The sequence below is a fragment of the Haloferula helveola genome (genome assembly GCF_037076345.1).
Taxonomy (GTDB): Bacteria; Verrucomicrobiota; Verrucomicrobiia; order Verrucomicrobiales; family Akkermansiaceae; genus Haloferula; species Haloferula helveola.
The window spans coordinates 291,779-311,316 of the sequence record NZ_AP024702.1; the positions used below are offsets into that span (position 1 = coordinate 291,779).

A 19,538-nucleotide genomic window follows, 5' to 3' on the forward strand; every position below is an offset into this window, starting at 1 on the left:
TCGGGGCGGACTACTTCCGCTGTTTCGCAATGGCGTCGTTCCATTGGTTGAAGGAGTAGTAGACGAGGTTGATGCCGAGGTTCATCGCGGCGTCGCGCATCTCCGGAGTCACGTCGGTGTAGCCGGGCGACTTCCACGCGTCGTTCATGTCACCCGGATGGTAAAAGGCGATCCAGCGGCCCTCGTGCTTGATCCCGAGGGCGCGGCGTCCTCCGTGGTGCCAGAAGGCGGGCGCACCATCCGGGAACCCGTATGGCAACTGATAGAGCATGTCGTCGTCCGCGATGTCGAGCAGCGGCTTGTCCGGGAACACCTGCCGAATGAAGTGGGTGAACGACCGGTGGAAGCTCTCGCTGCCGGCGTCGGCGATGAGCATCCCGCCCTTGAGACAGTATTCGCGGAGGATCTTCGCGTCGGCCGAGCTGACCCGCCCCATATTCCCGTTGCCGGTCAGGTAGACAAACGGCGGGAAGCCGTCATCGGGATACTTCGAGAGCAATGCGATCGAGTGGCTCTCACCCTTGCGCGCGATCTTCTTGAAGCCGGTCGCTTGGGCGAAATTCCGCAGGAAGTTGATATCGGCGTCGGTCTGGTCCATCCCGTCGTCCCATCCGGCACCGCCATGATCGAGCCGGATGAAACGAACCTTGTAGTCCTCCATCCCCTCGGGCCAGCCGCCGTCGGTGCCGCCACCCTTGCCCATCTTGCCGGCCTTGGCATTCGCAGAGGCCTCATAGGTAAGCTGGGTCTGTTTCTCCATCACCTGGTCCACCTCGGTGTTGTCGAGATCGGGCTGGTCGAAAATGATCGCGGAATTCGGCCGCAAGGTGAGCGTCTTCTTCTTTTTCTTCTTCGGCTGGACGACCTTCACCATCGCCACCACCGGATTACCGCTGCCTTTCGGCACCTTGTAGGCCTCGACGCACCCGCCGATGCTCAGGAGATAGGGAATGATCACGAGGATCATCAGGTGGGTCAGGACACTCGCATAAAGGCTCTTCCGGTGACGGGGATCGCGTCCGTGCGTCCGCAGATCCTCCAGCGTGCGGTCGCCCGACATCGGCGATCCCGAAGCCTTGAAGAAGACCGCATGAACCGAGCGACTGCGCAGCATCACGTTCAGCCACACCGCGTATGCCAGCACCAGAAGCGCAGGCCAGCTGACTTTCCACCACAACTGAAGCGTGGTGGCCTTGTCCAAGGGACTCCCATCGAGCTCGATATCGGCATCGAGGATCGAAAACACCCCGCGCCATGTCAGCGAGACATACGCGACGGTGACGACATAAACCGCGATCAGCGTCGCGAGCAGCAGGTAGTAGCTGGCCCGGATCCTCGTCAGACTGATGGCCCCGGCGGCCACGCAGAGCGCCGCCACACCGAGGAAGCTGACGAAGCAGATCCGCAGAGACGGCCCGATATGGTTGTTTTCCAACAGGATCGCGACATCCGCATTCCTCCCCCCAACGTAGACGAGCAACCACGGCATCAGGAAACCCGCGGCGACACCAAGCCCGCCGAGCAGGATCAGCGCGATGCTGACCACACCCGCCTTGAATGGCGACGGCCCCGTGGGGATCTCGTCGACCCATTCGGTCGGCAGTTCGATGCGGCGGTTTTGCATGATGGTCCTTCGAGGTCAGTCGCGGCGCTTCACTTGAAGAGGTCCTCTTCCTCGTCTTCGACCGATGGCAACTCGGGCCCCGGCTCGACCTTCTCGATCTCTTCCTCGATGGCTGACTTCGGCTCGTCCGGCTCTTCGGTTGGAGGCGTGTCGACAGGCGCAGCGCCGCCACCTTCGGCATCCGTGGAACCCGGGGCGCTGACCGGCTTAGGAGCTCCATCGGCAAAACGGCTGCTGAGATCCTGCGCCTTGACTCCGTGCTCGCCGGCAATGTCGCGCAAGGCCGCCTGGGCCTCACGCACCGCCTTGTCCATCCGCTCCGCCTCGGTGAGTTCGGCGGTTGCGCCGCCGGAGACCGACTTCAGGAGAAACGGAATGCTGGTCCCTGCCAGCAGGATCACGTGGACGATCACCGTGAACACGATGATCGACTTCATGCTCCGTCCCTCGAAGCCCTTCAGCAACTCGTCGGGGGTGACTTCTTTCTTATCACTTGGGGTCATGGCTCTGATGCTTGTTGGATTCACTCGTCTTTCTCTCCCACCGCCTCGATGATCCCGCCTCCGGCGGCGATCGCTTTGAGGACGGGTTCGAACACCTCCTTGGGCAGGGTGCTGTCACACTTGAACTGAACATGCCGCTGGTCATCGGATACCGTGCCGGTGAGGAGCGAACGCACGCCCCACTCGACATCCTTGGCCCCGTCGACCTGCGACCCGTCGAAATAGATGGTTCCGGCCTCGTCGACGGCCACACGCGCGACCACCGGGACCTTCACCTTGTTGACATGCTCGGAGAACGGCAGCGTGAGCTGGAGATCGTTCTTCTCCTTCGAGATCTCGCTGCAAACGAGGAAGAAGATGATCAGAAGGAAGGCGATGTCCCCCATGCTCGCGATCGGCACGGGAATCGGCTTCCTCTTCTTGCGCTGCAACTTCTTCATTCCTCAGTCCTCCTCCACAATCGCGACCACACCGTCATTCGCACTGATGGTCGCGAGGGCCTTGAAATAGTTTTCGTAGGGCGTGCCCTTGGCCGACTCGAGCATGATGACCCGTTGCTCCGGATCCTTGCTGCCGAGTTCGAGTGCGGCGAGCCGGTCGCCCAGTTGCTCGATGTTGACCTGCTTGTCGTTGAAGAATATCTCGATGCCGCGCAGGTTCACGATCGGCGTCTTGTCCGACTGGGTCTCGGGCGCCTTCTCACCCGACGGCAGGTCGGCGGTGATGGTCTTCACCTTCACCAGCGTCGCCGCGACGAGGAAAAACACGATCAGAAGGAACGCGATGTCCGAAAAGGAACCCGTGGGGACCTCCGCGGTGCGGTGCTTCTTTTCGCGGCTGTAGCGCTTTCTCGACATCAATGGTGAGTCAGGATGAATTCGACCGCTTCGCTCGTGCTTTCCTCGATCTCGAGTTCGATCTCGTCGCTCCAGCGGTTGAAGACACTCTGGGGGATCACGGCCAGCAGCGCGACGATCAGGCCGACGGCGGTGGTGACCATGGCTTCGGCGATACCGTCGGCCACCGCTCCCCCGCTGCCGCCGATACTCCCGGCCTCGGCGAGCCCGGCGAACGAGGCGATCATGCCGGTGACCGTTCCGGTCATGCCGAGCAAGGGCGCCGCCACGGCAATCGTCGTCAGGACGTCGAGACGGCGATTGACCACGCTCATCGCCTGGGCGCTGTAGTCCTCCATCACCTGACCGACGACCAGACGCATCGTTTCGGAACTCTCGTTCTTGCCGCGCAGGTGCTGGTAGGACCGGAGACCGGCGAGCAGCACGGACGCGATCGGTCCCTTGACCGTCTCGCACTCGGAAATCGCCGCATCGATGTCACCCGCCCGGAGGTGCGACAGCACCCTCGACCGGAGCGACCGGGTATCGATCCTGCGGTTCTGGCGGAAGGCCATCCAGCGATCGAAAACAACCGCGAGACTGATCATGCTGCAAAGGATCAGGGGCACCATCAGCGGGCCGCCTTTCAGTAGATGCTCTAACATGGTTCTTGTTGGGGATGAGGGTTCTGGAGTTTCAGAGAGTCAGGGAGAGGGCTTTCGGATTGATGACTTCCAGGAGTCGGATCGCATTGCCCGGCGACATCGGGAAGCGGCTGACCCAGAGATCCTCCCCGGGCTCGATCACCAACTCGCCGGAGGCGTGGTTGTAGTGGGTGGAGGGACAATCGGCGATGGACACGCGCTCGATGAACCGGCGCCGGGCGACAGAGAGCATGACGAGCTGGTCACCGACCACGCAGAGCCACACCGGAGTCCGGCGCCACCACAGACCGGTGTCGATCTTCGCCTTGCTGAGCACGACGAGCCGCGGTTCGGCGGGGCCGACCTCGTCCTGCAGCAGCTGTCGTTCCTTCTCGTTCACGGCTCAGCGGTTCTCCTTCAGGGCTTCGATCATGCGTTCGCGTTCCTTGGCCTCCAGCTCGATAATTCGCGCGAAGACAGGATCGGCCAGCCTTCCGCGAGCATACTTGGCCCACTTGCTGTCGGGGAAGTCGAAGGTGATGCGGCGGTAGGTTTGGTAGGCCTCGTTCAACGAGTTGCCCCGCGCCTTGTAGTTGCCCTCGGCCATGATTCCGATCCAGCGCTCGTGGCTGAGACCGCTCCAGTAGAGGGCCTGCGCACGAATCTCGCGGTCATCGTATTCCTCGTTGGCGACCACGATGGCAAAGCCCCGGATGGCTTCCTCATACTGGTGGGCCCGCATGTAGTTCTGCGCCGCCCGCAGTCCCGCAAGCCCGGCAAGCGGATCGTCCGGGAAGCGCTCCTGAAGCTTGGAGAAGACCATCGCGGCATTGAGGAACTCGGGGTAGCTCAGTTCGTCATACTCGAGAACCTTGGCCTTCGACTCGTCGTCTACCTTCTCGCGATACAGATCCGCCTTCTTCTTGGAGGCCATGCCCTTGGCCTGGAAGTAGCCACCGAGACGCGACATCACGGTCGGGATCAGCTCATCGTCCGGATACTTGTAGGCGAGCTTCACATACTCCTCCACCGAGTTCTCGATCTCGCCCATCTTCTCGTAGACAAGCGCTGTCTTGAATTGCGCCTTCGACGCGAACTCGGTCTCCGGATAATCGCTCGGGATCTTCGAGAACCGGGCCAGCGCATCCTGATACATCGGCAGCTTCGCCTCCTCGTTCTTGGCGAGGTCCGCATACTCCTGCGCGAGGTTGCCGAGCAGATACTCCGCGTGCGCCTTCAGCTCCGGATCATTGTGACTGGCGAGCGCCTCGGCCAGCAACTTGCGGGCATGACCGATCTCGCGACGCGCCAGACTTTCCTGCTCCATCTCGCGGTGCTTCTTCGCCAGCTCGAAATAGCACTCCGCCAGGGTGAAGCCGGTCCTCACCGCCATCTCGTCGCCTGTGTAGCGTTTGGTAAACGGCTCGATCACACCATCCGCACCCTTGTTCACCGTGACCTCGAAGCTCTGCTCATCATAGCTCACCGTGATGTCGTCACCGTAGCGAACCGGGAAGCCGTTGAGTTCGACCGGCGGGAGTTCCGCGGGCGGATCCTGGTCGGCATAGCTGATGGTGAAGACACCCTTGAAGACACCCGAGTGCGCCTCGGTCTCGCGAACCTGGTAACTCGTCGTCGCACCGCTGGTCGCCTTGAGTGTGACCTCGGCGATCTCCCGGTCAGGACCCCGGTCCAGTCCCGGCGCCAACAGGCGAAGATACACCTTCTCTCCCACATACGCGCTGGTCAGCGCTTCGGAGAAACCATTCTCCATCACATCGAGGAACGCATGGCTCCCGACGGTGAAACTCGTCGTCTTCCAATGGACGTTCTCCTCCTCGTCCTGCCATGGGAACCCGATGTGGACAATATCCCCGGCCTTCACCGCCAATCCGTCGGGAATCGCCGAATCGGGCAACTCGGCCGCGGACTTCGTCGCGAAACTGCGGGTCGGCGGGTCGCCCAGGATCAACGGCACGCTGAACGAGAAGCGACCCTCCTCGAGCGGCGGTTCATTGGTCGGCGGCACCGGAGGATGATCGAGGATGTATCCTTGGGGAGCTTCGATCGACTCGGAACCCAAGACACCGGTCAGCTTCAGCGTGCCGGGCACTTTCACGTCGAAATCCGAACCCGTGACTCCCGCTTCCTTGCGGGCGGCCTCCGTCTGCACATAGGCGCGGATCTCACTGCTCGGTGCGAGCGCCAGATGGGGAACGACCACATCGAACCGAACAGGCGATCCCAGCACCGCTTCCTGAGGGTCGCCGGCAAGGCCGTCCTCAGGGACGTGGGTGTAGATCAGACCACGCCGCGGATGCACGACTTCCGGGCCGACGCTCCGCTTGTCCTTGGAAGCCTCCTTCTTCGGCTCGTCCTTTCTCTCCGGCGCGGGCGGCAGCGGCTCGCTGGTGACGGCATATGCACTCAAAGCCGGAACCGCATACCGTGCATGACCGATCGTCACCTCGCGATCGGCCGGGATGCCCGGGTCGAGGTTCTCCATGTCCCGGTAAACCGCCGTCAGCGTTCCGCCGGGAACCATCTTGATCTCGGAGCTCCGGGACGGCTCGCCTTCGACCGGGAAAATCCGCCCGACGAACTGGCCGCTGTGCTCTTCCGTCTCGACCGCCACCAGCTTTGCCGTCTCGCCCTCGCTGGTGGTCACGGCGACCTCGATCGTGTCTCGCTTTTCGCTGCCATCGAGATCGGCATCCTCAACCACGATTCCGACGGCATCGTCGAAACGGAAACGCCGGATCGGCTCGAGGACCAGCTCGCGCTCCCCTTCCCGGTTGACCTCGTAGTTGAGGAACGACGCGGTGATGGTGCCGTTGTTGAAGGCAACCGTCAGCCGCCCCTCGTGACGCGTTCGTTTCGGAGTGGCCGATACCGGGTCTTCATAGCGTGCGACGATCTGGTCGCCCGGAAGCACCTCAAGCTGCTCGTTCTCCCGCAGCGCCTTGTAGTCCTGCTTCACCGGCAAGAGCATCTCGCCGTCACGGTTCGAAAGCGTCACCTTGCGGATGACCGGGGCCACCCCTTTGAAGCCGACGATCACCATGCGCACGAGACGCGCCTGCGCCTGATCGCCGAAGTCGACTTCCAGACCGCCATCCGTCCCGGAGCTGATCTTCGCCGGCTGCGCGATCTGGCTCCGCACACCCTCCGGGAAACTCGCAGGGTCGAACATCGAGTCCGGACAGCGCACGAGTTCGTCCTTACCGGGCTCGTCGCAGAAAAGGACCGGCTTGCGTTCGAGAAGCGTGTTACGCCCCTCATGCCGCCAGACCTCAATCTCGTGCAGTCCCGGTCCAAGCTCGCGCTCGATCAACATCGGATTCTCCGACTCCTCACCCGCTGGCTCACCATCGATCAGGAAGATCGTGTTGATCTTTCCGTCCTTGTCGGTCGGCGGGTAACCATCGAGGCGGAAGCGACGGATCGCCGCTTCGGGCTGATAGAACAACGCGCGGAACTTGAGCAATCCCGAGTAACCCGGGTGACCGGTGCTCACCATCGGCATTTCCTCGACCGAGAGGCCGGGAACCGTCGCGGAAAGGAACGCCACCGACTCACGGGCGGAACCGATTTCCATCGCTTCGAGCCAATCCTCGGGAAGCTCGCGGTCCTCCGGCACCGATAGCGCGATCCCGCCGCGGAAGGTCGGGAATGAGGTGACCAAGGGCCGGCCGTCCCATGGCGCAGGGTCATCCGGATAGCGCGCCCGCGTTTCCCAGTCCTTGCCGTTCATGGACGTCTGCAGAACGAAGTGGGTCAGGCTTTCGCCACCGTCGCCGGTATCGACCGTCATCTTGCCGAGTCCGACTTTGTCATTCAGATCGACGCCGAAGATCCGGACCGTCGATTTGTCGCCGACCTCACCCTGCCAACCCGGGTAGTCGAGCGAGCTGATCGCCATGTTCGGATCGCGACCGGGTGCACTCTCCGACGCGAAGGCAAGGGCCTGTGCTCCGGTCGTCGGCACCACCGCCTCGAACTCGCCGCTGAAGGGTGCGGTTTCCTTGAGCACCAGTCGGCGAATCACATCACCGCTGGAGGCCTCGAGAGTGACAGGAATCTCGTCGATGCCGGGCGTCACACTGCGGTCGGCATCGGTGATGCGCAGGTAGACCGGATTGCCCGGGCGCACGGCACGCGTTCCAAGCGCTGCCTGCGCGGAGGAAAGTCCGAGCTCCTCGATATCGAGCCGACGCTCCCCCTCACGCGGAGGAAACGCACCGGCGGAGAATGCCAGATGGGCGTCCGAAGCCACGCTGATCACCACCTCGGGATCCGGCGGCAGGTCATCCATCTTCGCACGGAAGCGTTCGGAGTAGCCGAAACGAATCTCGTCCTCGCCGAGAATCTGCAAAGTCTTGTCGCCCGGCGTCGGTGGGCCCAACGAAGTCGGGACCTCGGCGCGGAACTTCTCCTTGCTGTCGCCGAGTTGGTGAAGGAGCACCCGCTCCTTGTCGCCCGACTTGGCCCAGATCTCGACCTCGATGTCGGCGCCGACACCCGAAACGCTCAGGGTCGGATCGCGCAGGTTGATCTTCACCGCCTCGCCCGGCACCAGCACGGTGTCATCCTGCGAAGGGCCGAGCTCGATCTCGCTGGCCTCCACCAGCTTGCGCATCTCGTACTGGATCTTGCCCCGCAGGATCAGAGCGTCCGGGTGCTTCGGCTCCTCACGCAGAACCGCCTCCACTTCGCCGAGCGCGTCGGCGTAGTTCTCCTGATCCATCATCACCTCGGCCCGCGCGTAGCGGACCCGCATCCGGAATCCCGGATTCTTGAGGCGCATCAGCTTGTCGAGTTCCTCGAGAGCCGCACTGAAGTTCTTCGAGACCCGGTCGACATTCACCGACCCGAGCGCCGCCGTGAGCTGCATCTCGGATCCCTCGTACTCGGCGGCCTCGGCGACCTTGCGATACCACGCGCGCGACGTCGGCAGCGCACCCTTGCGGAACGCGAGATCCGCATAGGCGATCTTGAGCTGAGCCTCCTGCTCGAGGCTGAACGTACCGGCCGCTTCGCGCGACCAGATCGTCAGTTCCTTGACCAACTCCTCCGCCTCGTCCGTCCGTCCGGCGGCCGTATTGCGTTCGAGCAGCCAGAAGCCGTACTCGACGGACAGTTCGCGAAGCACCGGTTGCAACTGGTCGGCATGCTCGGTGTAGAGGCTCCAAGCCGACTCGACATTGCCCTGAACGAACTCGGCGTTCGACTTGAAGATCGGATAGCTCGCCGCAGTCTCCTCGACCGGAATTTCGACAGCGCCAATATCCACCGCCGCCTTTCCGGCGACACCACGGAGGCGTCCCGCCACTTCCGACGGAGGTCCATCACTGCTGGTCGAGAGAGCGCGTCCGGTGCGGCCGTTCATTCCGCCCCGGGCCACGGTCATCGCGATCGACGAAGCACCGTTCTCCTGAGCTGCCTCAGCGAAATCCGCGAGGAACTGCGCTCCACGATAGTGCCGGTTATCGTCGGGCGCCCCGGCAGCATGCCAGAGACCGGCCGAATAGGCTTCGATCGCCCCCCAGTCGCCTGCCTCACTGAGATCCTTGCTCAACCGCTCGATCAGCTGTTCGTATCCTTGGCGATAAGGATACTCGCCGAGCGGCGCTTGCTCCGCGAAAAGCGAAAGCACCATCTCCCGGGTCGGGGCTGACCATTCGGGCAAAGCGGCGACCGGCTGCAGACCGAGCACCGCGACCGGAACTGGCGCCTGCGCGGCACGCTCCATGACCGCCTTGAAGGCCGCCTCGACCGCGGCGGCATCCGCGCCTTCCTCCAGAGCAAGCAACTCGGCGCTCACCTTCCGCGGGTTCTTCGCGGCGAGCTCCCCCGTCATCGCAATGTAGCCGAAGTGGTTTGAATCGGCGGCCGCGGCCCGGTAGACGGGATCCAGTTTCGTGTAGGCGGGGGACGCGATGATTTCACGGATCAGTTCGATCGCCTCGTCGGTCCTGACATCGACGCTGTGCAGCCACATGCCGAAGATCGTTTCGGAAAACTCGCCGGCCTTCATCTGTGCCCTCACCATCCCTTCCAGATGCTTGAGGAGTTCGGGCGCCGCCTTCCGGGTCGGCTCCTGATGGTATCGGAAATGATTGTCGTAGATCCCCGCCTGCCACGGCAGTCTTCCGTTCTTCGCGAACTTCGCATGGGCCAGCGCTTCGTGCAGCAGGACCTCCCGTTCTCCTTCCAGATTCGAAGTCAGAGCCTTGATCATTGTGACCAGGTCATCGGCCGGGGCATTGGCGAAAAGCTCAGTCCACAATGGGCGTGATCCGGCGACCTTCGGTGCCGGCGACAACAGATCCGCCTGCAGCAATCGGAATGCCGTCATCCGCTCGCCGCTCGCCGCCTTTCCGCCGACCTGTTTCCTGAGCTTCACATACTCGGCGTTGAGATCCTTGTATGCTTTCAGCGGCTCCTCGAACTTCCCCTCACCCCGATCGAACATTCCGCTGTGCCAGAGTTGATGGGCGACGTCGTCGATCTTCCCGAAGCGCCAGAGTTCGGTCTTCACCATGTCATCGACGACCGCCGAATATCGTCGCTCGTCCTTGGCGAAGGCCCGCACCAACGCCGCATCGAGATGAGGATTGCGGGCCAGCCCCGTTGCCAGCGCCTTGGCCTGCTCCTGGGTCAGCGTCTTGTCAAAAAGCGGAACATCCGGAGCGAGCAAGGTATTGAACACTTCCGGCAGGGCCGGCACGAGATTCCTCAGCTCTCCCGGACTCAGGAGATACTGCGCCATCCTGCGCCCGCGGGCTTCTTCGACCGTGAGTGAGAGAAGCGAACGGGCTTCGTCGGCCGACATCCGCGACAACGCCCTGATCACCGGCGCCGCCTTCTCCTCACGACGGGGATCGACGAAGCGCGAGAACACTCCGGAGTCGCCCGCATTGTAGTGCATCCAGCCCTTCGCCACCGCGACGGATCCTTCGTAGGGAAGGAGGTTGACCAAGGCTTCCGCCGTCTGGAGCGGAAGGTTGAGCGACTCATCGTGTATGGCCTCCTTAGCCCCCACCTTCTCGGCCATCTCAGGAGCGAGCGGGACGATCTGCTTCACCCACTCGATGCGGGCTTTGGTTGCGGCGGTGGTTCTCTTGGCTGCCGCGACTGAGTCGAGTTCACCGAAGAGGGCCTCACCTCCATGCTTGAAGGTTTCGAGCTCCGCGAGGAGCCGGTCGAGCGCCTCATCATAGGGCCCGAGTGCATCGTCGGAGTTGTGGATCGCCGCCAGCCATCTTGCCAGCGCGACGAGATCGTTCCGTTCGACCGCTCTCTCAAGGAACCACTGGTCGAAATCCCGGGCATTGCCGAACTCGCGCAATCGCGCTCCCTCCTCCCGCATGAAAAGATACGCGGCCTCCGGGTCGCCCAGATGGTTGATCAGGAGCCGATAGGCGGCGGGAACCGCCTTCGCCCCGATCTGCCCGTTCAATTGCCGCATTTTGAGAAGCTTCCGGTAGAAACTCGCGGCGGCGGTCCAATCGCCCGCGAATTCCGCCGCTTGGCCGGCTTGAAACAGCAACGACTGGGAATCCGACGGATTCGCGTTGAGCCACGGCTTGACCGCCGCGATCGCCAGCGCCGAACGCCGCTCGGCGAGTCCGGTCTTCAGGATGTCCGCTACCGCTCCTTCGGTCTGGGTCGGAGCCTCCTTGAAGGCGGCGATCCGGTCATCGAGTGGCGACGCCGCCACGAGCGCGGCAAGGAACCACGAATGGACACCAATGGACACGAATGCTCTCATAAGACGACCCGCTTCCATTCCAACTTGGCGTGTTTGAAGTTCAGGATCAGCCCGACCTTGAGGCCGGTGATCTTCAGGTAATTCATCATCTGGCCCAATTCATGGCTTGTGATTCGATCGATGACTTTGGTGTCCACCACCAATTGGCCGTGAGTAATCAGATCAGGCACATACTCACCGACCTGCACATTCTTGTAGGTCACGGGGAACCGTGGCTGTTGCTCGAACTCGACACCCTGCAATCGAAGTTCAACCGCCAACGCGTTCTCGTAAGGCTTCTCCAGCAACCCATGACCAAGCCCCTTTAGAACCTCAAGAGCGCAACCGACCACCGCGTAGGCCTCCTCCTTCAGGAACAATTCGTGTCCATTCGTCTCCATTCGTGGTTCCGAATTCATTGCCCGGCCTCCAAGCGTTCGAGTTCCAGTTCATTCTCCAGCTTCAGCAGGGAGTCCTGCGAAAGCTGGCCGCGTGCGTACGAGGCCCACTTGCTTTCAGGGAAGTCATAGGTCAGCCGCTTGAAGATCGAATAGGCTGCCATCTGCTGCCGCAGATCGAGGTAGCACATGCCCGTCCAGTACATCGCCTGCGCCCTAACCTTCGGACCGTCGTAAGCCTCGTCGTCCGTCACCCGTTTGAAGGCGTCCACCGCTTCCTGCTCCTTGTCAGCCCGCATGTAGGCCTGACCTGCCCGAAGCCCCGCCTCGCCGGCGAGCTCGTTTCCTGGGAAACGCTCCTGCAGACGACCGAAAATCTGCGCGGTCTTGATGTACTCGCGCACGGCCATCTTGTGCATCGCCTCGCCTTCGAACTGCGCATCCTTGTTGTCGACCTGCTCAAGCAACGGCTTGGCCTTTTCCTCATAGGAGGCGGCCTTTTTGAGGAAGTGCGTGCCGAGCCGCGCCATCGACGTCGCGAGGAACTCGGAGTCCGGATACTTGTAGGCGAGTTTCACATACTCCTGAGCCGCGATCTCCGGTTCCTTCAGACGCTCGTAGAGCACCGCGATCTGATACTGCGCCTTCGAGGCAGGCAGAGTCTGCGGATAGCTTCCGGTGACATTGAGGAAACGCGACAGCGCCGCGCGATACCGTGTCTCCTGAAGTTCGCCTTCTTCGGTCGCGTCGGCTTCCTCCATCGTCAGGGTTCCGAGCAGATACTCGGCATTCGCACGGGTCTCCGGATCAGTGAACTGGTCCATCGCCTTCGACAGCAACTGCTTCGCGCTGGAATATTCGATCTCCGCAGCCTCCGGCTCGTTCAGCCTGCGGTGTCTCTTCGCCATCTCGAGGTAGGCCTCGGCCAGCGAGAACTGCGTGCGCATCGCGATCTCCGGATCCTCATACTGCTTGGAGAACGGCTCGATGGTGCCGTCCGCCCCCTTGCTGATCGAAACCATGTGGATCTCCGACTTCACGCCGTTGGCATCGGTGTAGCGGGCCGCCACGGTGTCGCCATAGATCACCGGGAAGCCGTCGCGGCGGACGTCATGCCCGGCGGCATCCACACTCGCTTCGGGCTGGTTCGCCTTGGCATACGACAACGCATAGCCGGCTTTGAAGATTCCGGTGTGTGGCCCGCTCTCGCGGAGCTCGACCCGGTGCTTCGCTCCGGACTTCGCCTGCAGCAGCACGGTGACAACGTCACTTTCGTCACTGACGTCCCCGCCGAGGTCGACCACCCGGAGATTGAGCGACTCGCCCACATACGCGCTGGTCATCGGCTCCCGATAGTCCTCGGCCATCACATCGAAGGCCGGATGGGTGATGACCGTGGTCGAAGCCGTGAGCCACCGCTCCTGACCCTGCTCGTCGGTGTAGAGGAAACCGAAGTGAACCTTCTCGCCCGGCTGGACAACCAATCCACCGATCCGGCGCATCTGGTCGAGCGCATCGGCGGCACTTCGGGAGTTCTTCGCCTGCGCCTCGAGTTCGTCCATTTCCTCCTCGGTCATCGACCCGAACGGCGGAAGCAGTCCGGCCACCAGTGGCACCGACATCCGGAAGCGGTCGAAATACACCTCGTTCGAACTCGCGACACTACCGCCCGCGTAGATCGGATTCTCGGGAATCGTCCGCCATTCGTCGCGATGCGCGAAGGTCGAACCGAGCCCCCCGGTCAACGCGATCGTTCCCGGCACGGTGATGTCGAAGGGAGCGTCAGCAGCACCGGCTCCATCCGCCGCGGCAGCCTTTCGGCCGGATTCCGTTTGAGCATACAGCATCACCTTGGAAGCAACACCCAAGGCCAGCTGAGGCGCGACGAGCTCGAGGTAGAGCCGCCGTCCGTGAACCGCGGCAAGCCCGCCCTCGGGCGACTCGGTGCTGGGCACCATGGTGTTCTCGATTTGCCATCGTTCGCGGATCCGCTCGCTCGCCACCCGCTCGCGTTCGGGGTCGCGGTAGTCGCGACGCTCGAATCCGTGAACCAGAGTGCGCATCGCTTCTCCTTCGAATGGGGTGACCGTTGCGTGCGACATCAACAGCTGCGGCTCGGAAAAGGCAGCGTGCTCGATCGTCGCGATGCGGTCGTACGGCACGCCGGGCCGGTCGTTCTCGGCGTCGCGGTAAGTCGCCAGAATCGTCCCTCCCTTTCCGACCTGAAACTGGTCCGGCTCGGCCGGCGCTCCTTCAACCGGCACGATCCTGAGCCGGAACGTTCCGGTCGAATCACCGGTCTCGACCGCCTCGAACTCACGACTGCCACCCGCCTTGCTCTCGAGAGTCACCATCACGGTGTCAGGCTCGATCGAGGTGTCCATGTCGGCGTCGTGGATCGCCAGCGACAGCGGCTTGTCGAAGGGGAAACGCAGGAGTTTCTCGTAGTAGGGCATCTCCTTGCCGTCCTTGTTGCTCCAACGCGGCTCCATGTCGGCGAACTCGACCCGCGCGTCGGTGAAGGAGACGTCGAGCGTCCGTTCGAGACGTTGCTTCTCCTCGGTCGCGAACCGGTCATCGACGTAGCGCACCGAGATGCGGTCGCCGGTGAGGATCTCGAGCGTGTCGTTCTTGTTCAGCTCGGCGAAGTCCTCCTTCACCGGCAGCACCTCGGTGCCATCAGGCTCCGTCAGGATCATCGCGTTGAGCGCCGGCACCGGTCCTTCCTGAGCGAGCATCACCAATCGCAGCACCCGGCCGCGCGATCCCTCGGCAAAGTTCACCTTGAACTCCGTTCCATCCGGCCCCGATACCACCTTGGCTGGCGAGTTGCGGTGGTCGAGCACCCCTTCCGGGAACTCCGCCGGATCGAAGAACTCCGCCGGACACTCGGCCAGTTCGCCGGAGTCATCCAGATTCGTGAACAGCTTCGGCTGTCTCCCACCGAAGCCCATGTTCTTCACCCATCCGCTGCCCCAGATCTCGAAACGGTGCACCCCCGCCCGAAGATTGATCTCACCCTCGAGACGTCCTTCGGCATCGGTGATCGGGCGACCGTCCACCGCGATCATGAAGTGCGGTGTGCTCGCGATCGAGGGATGCGTGTCCTTGGGAATCGTGAACGCCCCGAGATCGACACGGAACCTGCGGGTGACTTCGCGGGGCTCGTAGAAGTAGCTGCGGAAACGGTAGATCACCGAGGAAACGTCGTGGCGGTTCTGGCGTTTCCACTCGTTCGACTCGAGCGCCTCGGCCGGCATCGCATCCGACACCCCGCCGACATTCGACGCATACCCCTGGTGATACTGCTGGGTCAGCCAACCGCGCTCGACCTGCGCGATGACGTCGCGGAAATCCTCGTGGAGATCACGCTTGTCGTTGTTGTGGAACGCATCGGCATCATTCATCACCAGCACCGACGGCTTCCACGGGTCCTGCGCCTCCTTCAGGTCGATCGGATAAGCCGCCACGGTGTGGAACTCGCCGCTGTTCAATCCCGCCTGGACGAGGAACCTCTGCAGCTTCGCGCCCGGCTCCGACGCCGTGATGGTGAGCTCACCGAGTCCGACGTTGTCATTGAGATCGACCATGAACTCCGGCGTCTCGTTCTCCGACAGCACCGGCCGCCACGCAGGATACTCCGAAGCCTTCGGGCTGATCACCATGTTCGGATTCCGGCCCGGCTCCGAGTTGCGCGCGAAGGCCAAGGCCTGCGCTCCGGTGGTCGGAACACTGCCTTCGAACCATCCGGTGTGCGTTCCGGTCTCCTTCAGGGTGATCCGTGAAATCGTATCGCCGCTCGTGCTGCTCGCACTGACGGTAAGCTCGTCGATCCCATCGGTCCGACTGCGGTCCGGATCGATCACCCGCACGTGGATCGGGTTCCCCGGCTTGGCGACTTTGGCGATGAAGCGCTGGAACTCCGCCTCGGAGAACCCCTGGTCCTCGGCACGCGCCTCGGCACTCATCGCGCGGGCCGCCACCGCGGCCCGGGCGGCGCCCTCGGCGGTAGCGCTTTCACTCGGCTTGTGCCGGATCTCCGCCATCACCGCCTCCATATCGGCGGTCCGCTGCTCGGCTTCAGTAAGCAGCTTGCGGGCCGAGGCCATCAGCAGCGCGTCGGACGCGATCCGGATCGGCCCTCCCCGCTTCTCTTCGAGATTGTTCATCTTCTCGCGGAAGCGCTCGGAGTAGGCGTAGAAGACCTCGTCGTCGCCAATGACTTGCAGCACATCATCGCCGGGCGCCGGGGCGCCGAGGTCGGTCGCAACCTCGCCGCGGAACTTCGTCTTCTGGTCACCGAACTGGCGCAGGAAGAAGGTCTCCTTGTCTCCGGATGTGGCCCACACGACGACTTCGATCTCGGTGCCCGCACCCGACACGGCGAGGGTCGGATCGCTCAAGGTCACCTTCAGGTTCTCGCCGGGCACCAGCGACTTCTGGCTGGTGGCCGAGCCGAGCTCGACCTCAGTGGCCTCCATCAGCTTCTGGCGTTTGAGCTGCACCTTGCCGAGCAGGATCTTGGCATCAGCATGATTGGGCTCCCTCGCGAGGATCGAGTCGATGTCGTCCTTGGCGTCATCGTATTCCTCCATGTCGAAGTAGATCTCCGCACGGGCGTATCGGATCTGTGTCCAAAGCTCGGGAATCCGCTCGAGCTCGAGTTCGTTAAGGGTCTGAAGGGCGGCGTCGAAGTCCTTGGCGATCCGCTCGGCACCGGCACGCTTCAGGGTCGCCTGATGGCGGATCGGAAGCTCGGCATAGGCTTCGTTGTTCTGGGTGCGGACGTAAATCTCATGAGCTTGGCGGAGCTGGCCACGCTGCATCGCGATGTCGCCATACATCAGTTCGACTTTCACCCGCTCCTCAGGAGTCAGCGGCGTCCCCGCCTCCCCTGCCCAGCTGAGCAAAGACTTCACCAGTTCCTCCTGCCGGGCCTCGTCGCGAGCGTAGAGCGTCCGCTGCAGTACCCACAGCAGGTAGTTCACCGAAAGTTCACGATGCACCGGAATGAACGCCTCCCAGTGTTCGTCGAGCTTCTCCCATGCGCTGTCGTCATTGCCGGTCACCCAATCGGCCTGCGATTCGTAAACCGGATACGCCGGATGATTCTTCGGAACCGGGATCACGATGAGACCCAGCTTCATCGCCGCCTTGCCACGCAACGCCTTGAGGCGGGGAATGTCAGACTCGCGATCGAACCATGTGTGGCCGCTGCGGTGACGTGCGATGGTTTCCAGTCCCGCCCGTGCGAAGGCTCCTGCGGCCTCGGGTTGGGCTTCAAGGAGCGACTCGGTGAGAGCCATCACCAGCGGCAGCGCACGGTGGTTCAGTTCAACGTCGCGCCAGACGTAGGCGGCCGACTTGAGAAGCGTTGCGGGATCCCTCTCTTCGGAGATCTTCGCGAGGAAGTGACTGCTCACCGTTGCATCCACTTCAACGATTCGCAGCGAGTCGGCCATTTCGACCAGCAACGCCATGACCTGCGGATCCTTGAGCACATCGCCTTCGACTTTCCCCAATCGATCCAGTCCCCGCACCTCCAGGCGGACCGGCGAGGATTTCAGCCCGTCAATGGTTGAGCGCAGAGCCGCCACGGTCCTTTCCAGACCGGGCTGAATCACCGTCGCCGGGTCGTTCTTCTTCTTTTTCTTTTTCGGGCCATCCGCAGCCGGATCCGGTTCGGGCTGCTCGACGCCTGGCGGAAGGAGGAGACCCAGCAGTGGCTTGCAGACGACATCGGCGTCGGCCGACTGAACGACTGCGATAACTTCCGGGCTCATCACCCTCTCGCCGAACCACATGCGCGCCCCGTATCGAACCTTCGGCGGCATGCTCTTCCACGAGGGTGACTTGTAGAGCTCTTCGATCAGCTTCACCGACGCCGCGTTGTCTTCGGGGAACTGCGCGTTCAGCCAGATCATTGCCAGGCCGGCATCTGGCTCGTTCTTCTTCAGCTGCTCGGCGAAGTGTCCCTGGATGGCTGACAGCAGCGGGTGAGGCGAATACATGCCTCGGTCAGTCAGTGTTCGCACGTCGCGATGCCGTTTGATCAGACGGTCGAACAAGGGACTATAGACGCCCGCGCTGAGCCCTCTCTCGGCGGGTTCACGACTGAGTGGCCCTTTGCCATCGGAGACGCCCCTGACGATCGCATCACGTGCCAGAATCTGCGCCATCGGGCTCGGGTCACGGAGGAGTTCAATGACCGCTTCGGGCGTGACCAGGAGGATCGGCGGAATGCGGCCGAGAACGTCGGCGATCGTCGGCTGGTTCGATCGGGCGTCATTCCAAAGCCTCCGGAACTCGGCGAGCCGCTGTGGAGCGGGCGTCTTCTCGCTCACCGCCTGCTTGTCGATTTCCTGGATCAAGGCCTTCGAGCGCGCGACCAACTGATCCCGTTTCACATTGCCCCCGGGGCGACCGGCCCAGTGCCACAGCTGGTCGGCAGAACTACCGTTGAGTTCGCCGCGACCCAGGCGCCAGAGACCTTTGCCAAGCAGTGCGTCGATTGCGTTGTCGAGGTTCTTCTCCTCTCCACCGGCGGCCACCGCCTCGAGCATCGAGATGTCCGGGCTCGGGTTCTTGCCGAAAGATGCCACCATCGCTCTCGCGTCGGCGGGACTCGTGTTCTTCCAGTCGAACGGAATCTTCGGGGCGAACTGGGTATTGAAGAGTTCGGGATTCTGTCCGGCGAATTTGCGGAATTCGTCAGGGGTAAGGATTTCCGGTCCCCGCTCATAGTAACCCGGCCTCCAGGTCTTCAGGAGCTCGGTCAGTTGGAGCGGACTAAGCTTCGGAATCGCGTCGCGAATCTGCGACATCTTCTCGTCGGCGCGATCCGGCCAGTACTTCACCGGATCATCCCGATAGTGAGGGCTGTTGCTGCCGCCTGCCCAGTCGGTCTGGACGCGTTCGGCGTAACCGGGGAATCTGGCAAGCAGGGCCTTTGACTCGGCAAGCGGAGCTTCCACCTGTTCTCCGTCGAGCATGCCCATGATGTAGGCTTTGACCGAAACCTGCCAGTCGAGCAGCAGTCTCAGCTCTTCATCGAACGTCATGCCCTCCGTCAGCTCCTTAACATGGCTGACGAACTCGTCGCTCAGGCGATCCTGCGCCATATCGAGGCGGGTACCGCGAATCGAGTTGAGAAGCCAAAGGAAGTCACCCTCGTAGAGCGCGAGCAACAGATCATCCGATACCTTCGTCTTCACCAGCCCGAGCAAACGAAGCGCGACCCCTTCCCGGTCATTGCGGCGCTCGGCTTCGTCCAGGAACCAGCGGTCGTACTGGCGGAATCTCGCGTTCGACGCGAGATGCAGCGCTTGGGTGCGTCCGAAGGCGTAGGCCGAAGCACCATCGCCGAGGCGGTCAATCAGCAGGCTGTGAACCGCGATCACCGCATCGTCGGCCTCGGGCCCCGTCGGGTCGGCCGCTTTCCGCAGGAACTGCTGATGGAATGCCGCCGCCCCCTTCCAGTCACCGGCGAGCTCGGCGGCCCGACCGGCGTGATAGAGCAACACGGCATCTTGCGGAATATTCTGGCGCAGCCACTCCTCGGCCAAGGTCACCGCCTGGGCCGGCCGACCTTCGTCGATCCCCGCCTTGAGCAGCGAGAGCATGGCCGACTCCGGCTGAGTCTCAACCGCTGACGAAACGGATGCCCGCTGCTCTTCGAAAGACGCGGCGTACATCCGCTCAGGGAACGCGACGAGCAGTGCCCCGCAGGCGAGCGGAAAAACAGACCGGACTCGGAAAATCGCCATCATGGTCAGAGGAT

At 62.7% G+C, this 19,538-nt stretch carries 9 protein-coding genes; all 9 read right to left on the bottom strand.

All coding sequences use genetic code 11. The features are described 5' to 3' along the window. Window positions 1–10: 10 nt before the first annotated feature. Genes HAHE_RS00955 through HAHE_RS00995 form a run of 9 tightly spaced genes read right to left on the bottom strand, consistent with a single transcriptional unit; the run spans window position 11 to window position 19,527 of the window. Window positions 11–1,624 (bottom strand): DUF4159 domain-containing protein, encoded by a 1,614-nt coding sequence (locus HAHE_RS00955; RefSeq protein ID WP_338687735.1) that lies wholly within the window; start codon window positions 1,622–1,624, stop codon window positions 11–13. A 29-nt stretch (window positions 1,625–1,653) separates the two neighbouring features. Continuing rightward, on the bottom strand, window positions 1,654–2,127 hold the full coding sequence (locus HAHE_RS00960; protein ID WP_338687736.1) for a hypothetical protein: 474 nt from the start codon (window positions 2,125–2,127) through the stop codon (window positions 1,654–1,656). Between the two features lie 20 nt (window positions 2,128–2,147). Next, a complete protein-coding gene (locus HAHE_RS00965) occupies window positions 2,148–2,567 on the bottom strand; it encodes a biopolymer transporter ExbD (RefSeq protein WP_338687738.1) in 420 nt (139 codons plus the stop codon). A 3-nt stretch (window positions 2,568–2,570) separates the two neighbouring features. Then, window positions 2,571–2,984, bottom strand: a complete 414-nt coding sequence (locus tag HAHE_RS00970; protein WP_338687740.1) for a biopolymer transporter ExbD — start codon at window positions 2,982–2,984, stop codon at window positions 2,571–2,573. Next, window positions 2,984–3,628: a MotA/TolQ/ExbB proton channel family protein gene (locus HAHE_RS00975; RefSeq protein ID WP_338687743.1), complete on the bottom strand. Its 645-nt coding sequence runs from the start codon at window positions 3,626–3,628 to the stop codon at window positions 2,984–2,986. Before HAHE_RS00975 ends, HAHE_RS00970 begins: the two co-directional genes overlap by 1 nt. A gap of 31 nt (window positions 3,629–3,659) precedes the next feature. Continuing rightward, a complete protein-coding gene (locus tag HAHE_RS00980) occupies window positions 3,660–4,007 on the bottom strand; it encodes a hypothetical protein (RefSeq protein ID WP_338687746.1) in 348 nt (115 codons plus the stop codon). 3 nt (window positions 4,008–4,010) lie between these two features. Next, window positions 4,011–11,369, bottom strand: a complete 7,359-nt coding sequence (locus HAHE_RS00985) for a tetratricopeptide repeat protein (RefSeq protein WP_338687748.1) — start codon at window positions 11,367–11,369, stop codon at window positions 4,011–4,013. Window positions 11,370–11,377: 8 nt separating this feature from the next. Beyond that, window positions 11,378–11,761 carry a GxxExxY protein gene (locus tag HAHE_RS00990; protein ID WP_338687750.1) on the bottom strand — a complete coding sequence of 128 codons (384 nt, stop codon included), beginning with the start codon at window positions 11,759–11,761 and terminating at the stop codon, window positions 11,378–11,380. A gap of 14 nt (window positions 11,762–11,775) precedes the next feature. Next, window positions 11,776–19,527 carry a tetratricopeptide repeat protein gene (locus HAHE_RS00995; RefSeq protein WP_338687752.1) on the bottom strand — a complete coding sequence of 2,584 codons (7,752 nt, stop codon included), beginning with the start codon at window positions 19,525–19,527 and terminating at the stop codon, window positions 11,776–11,778. Window positions 19,528–19,538 lie beyond the last annotated feature (11 nt).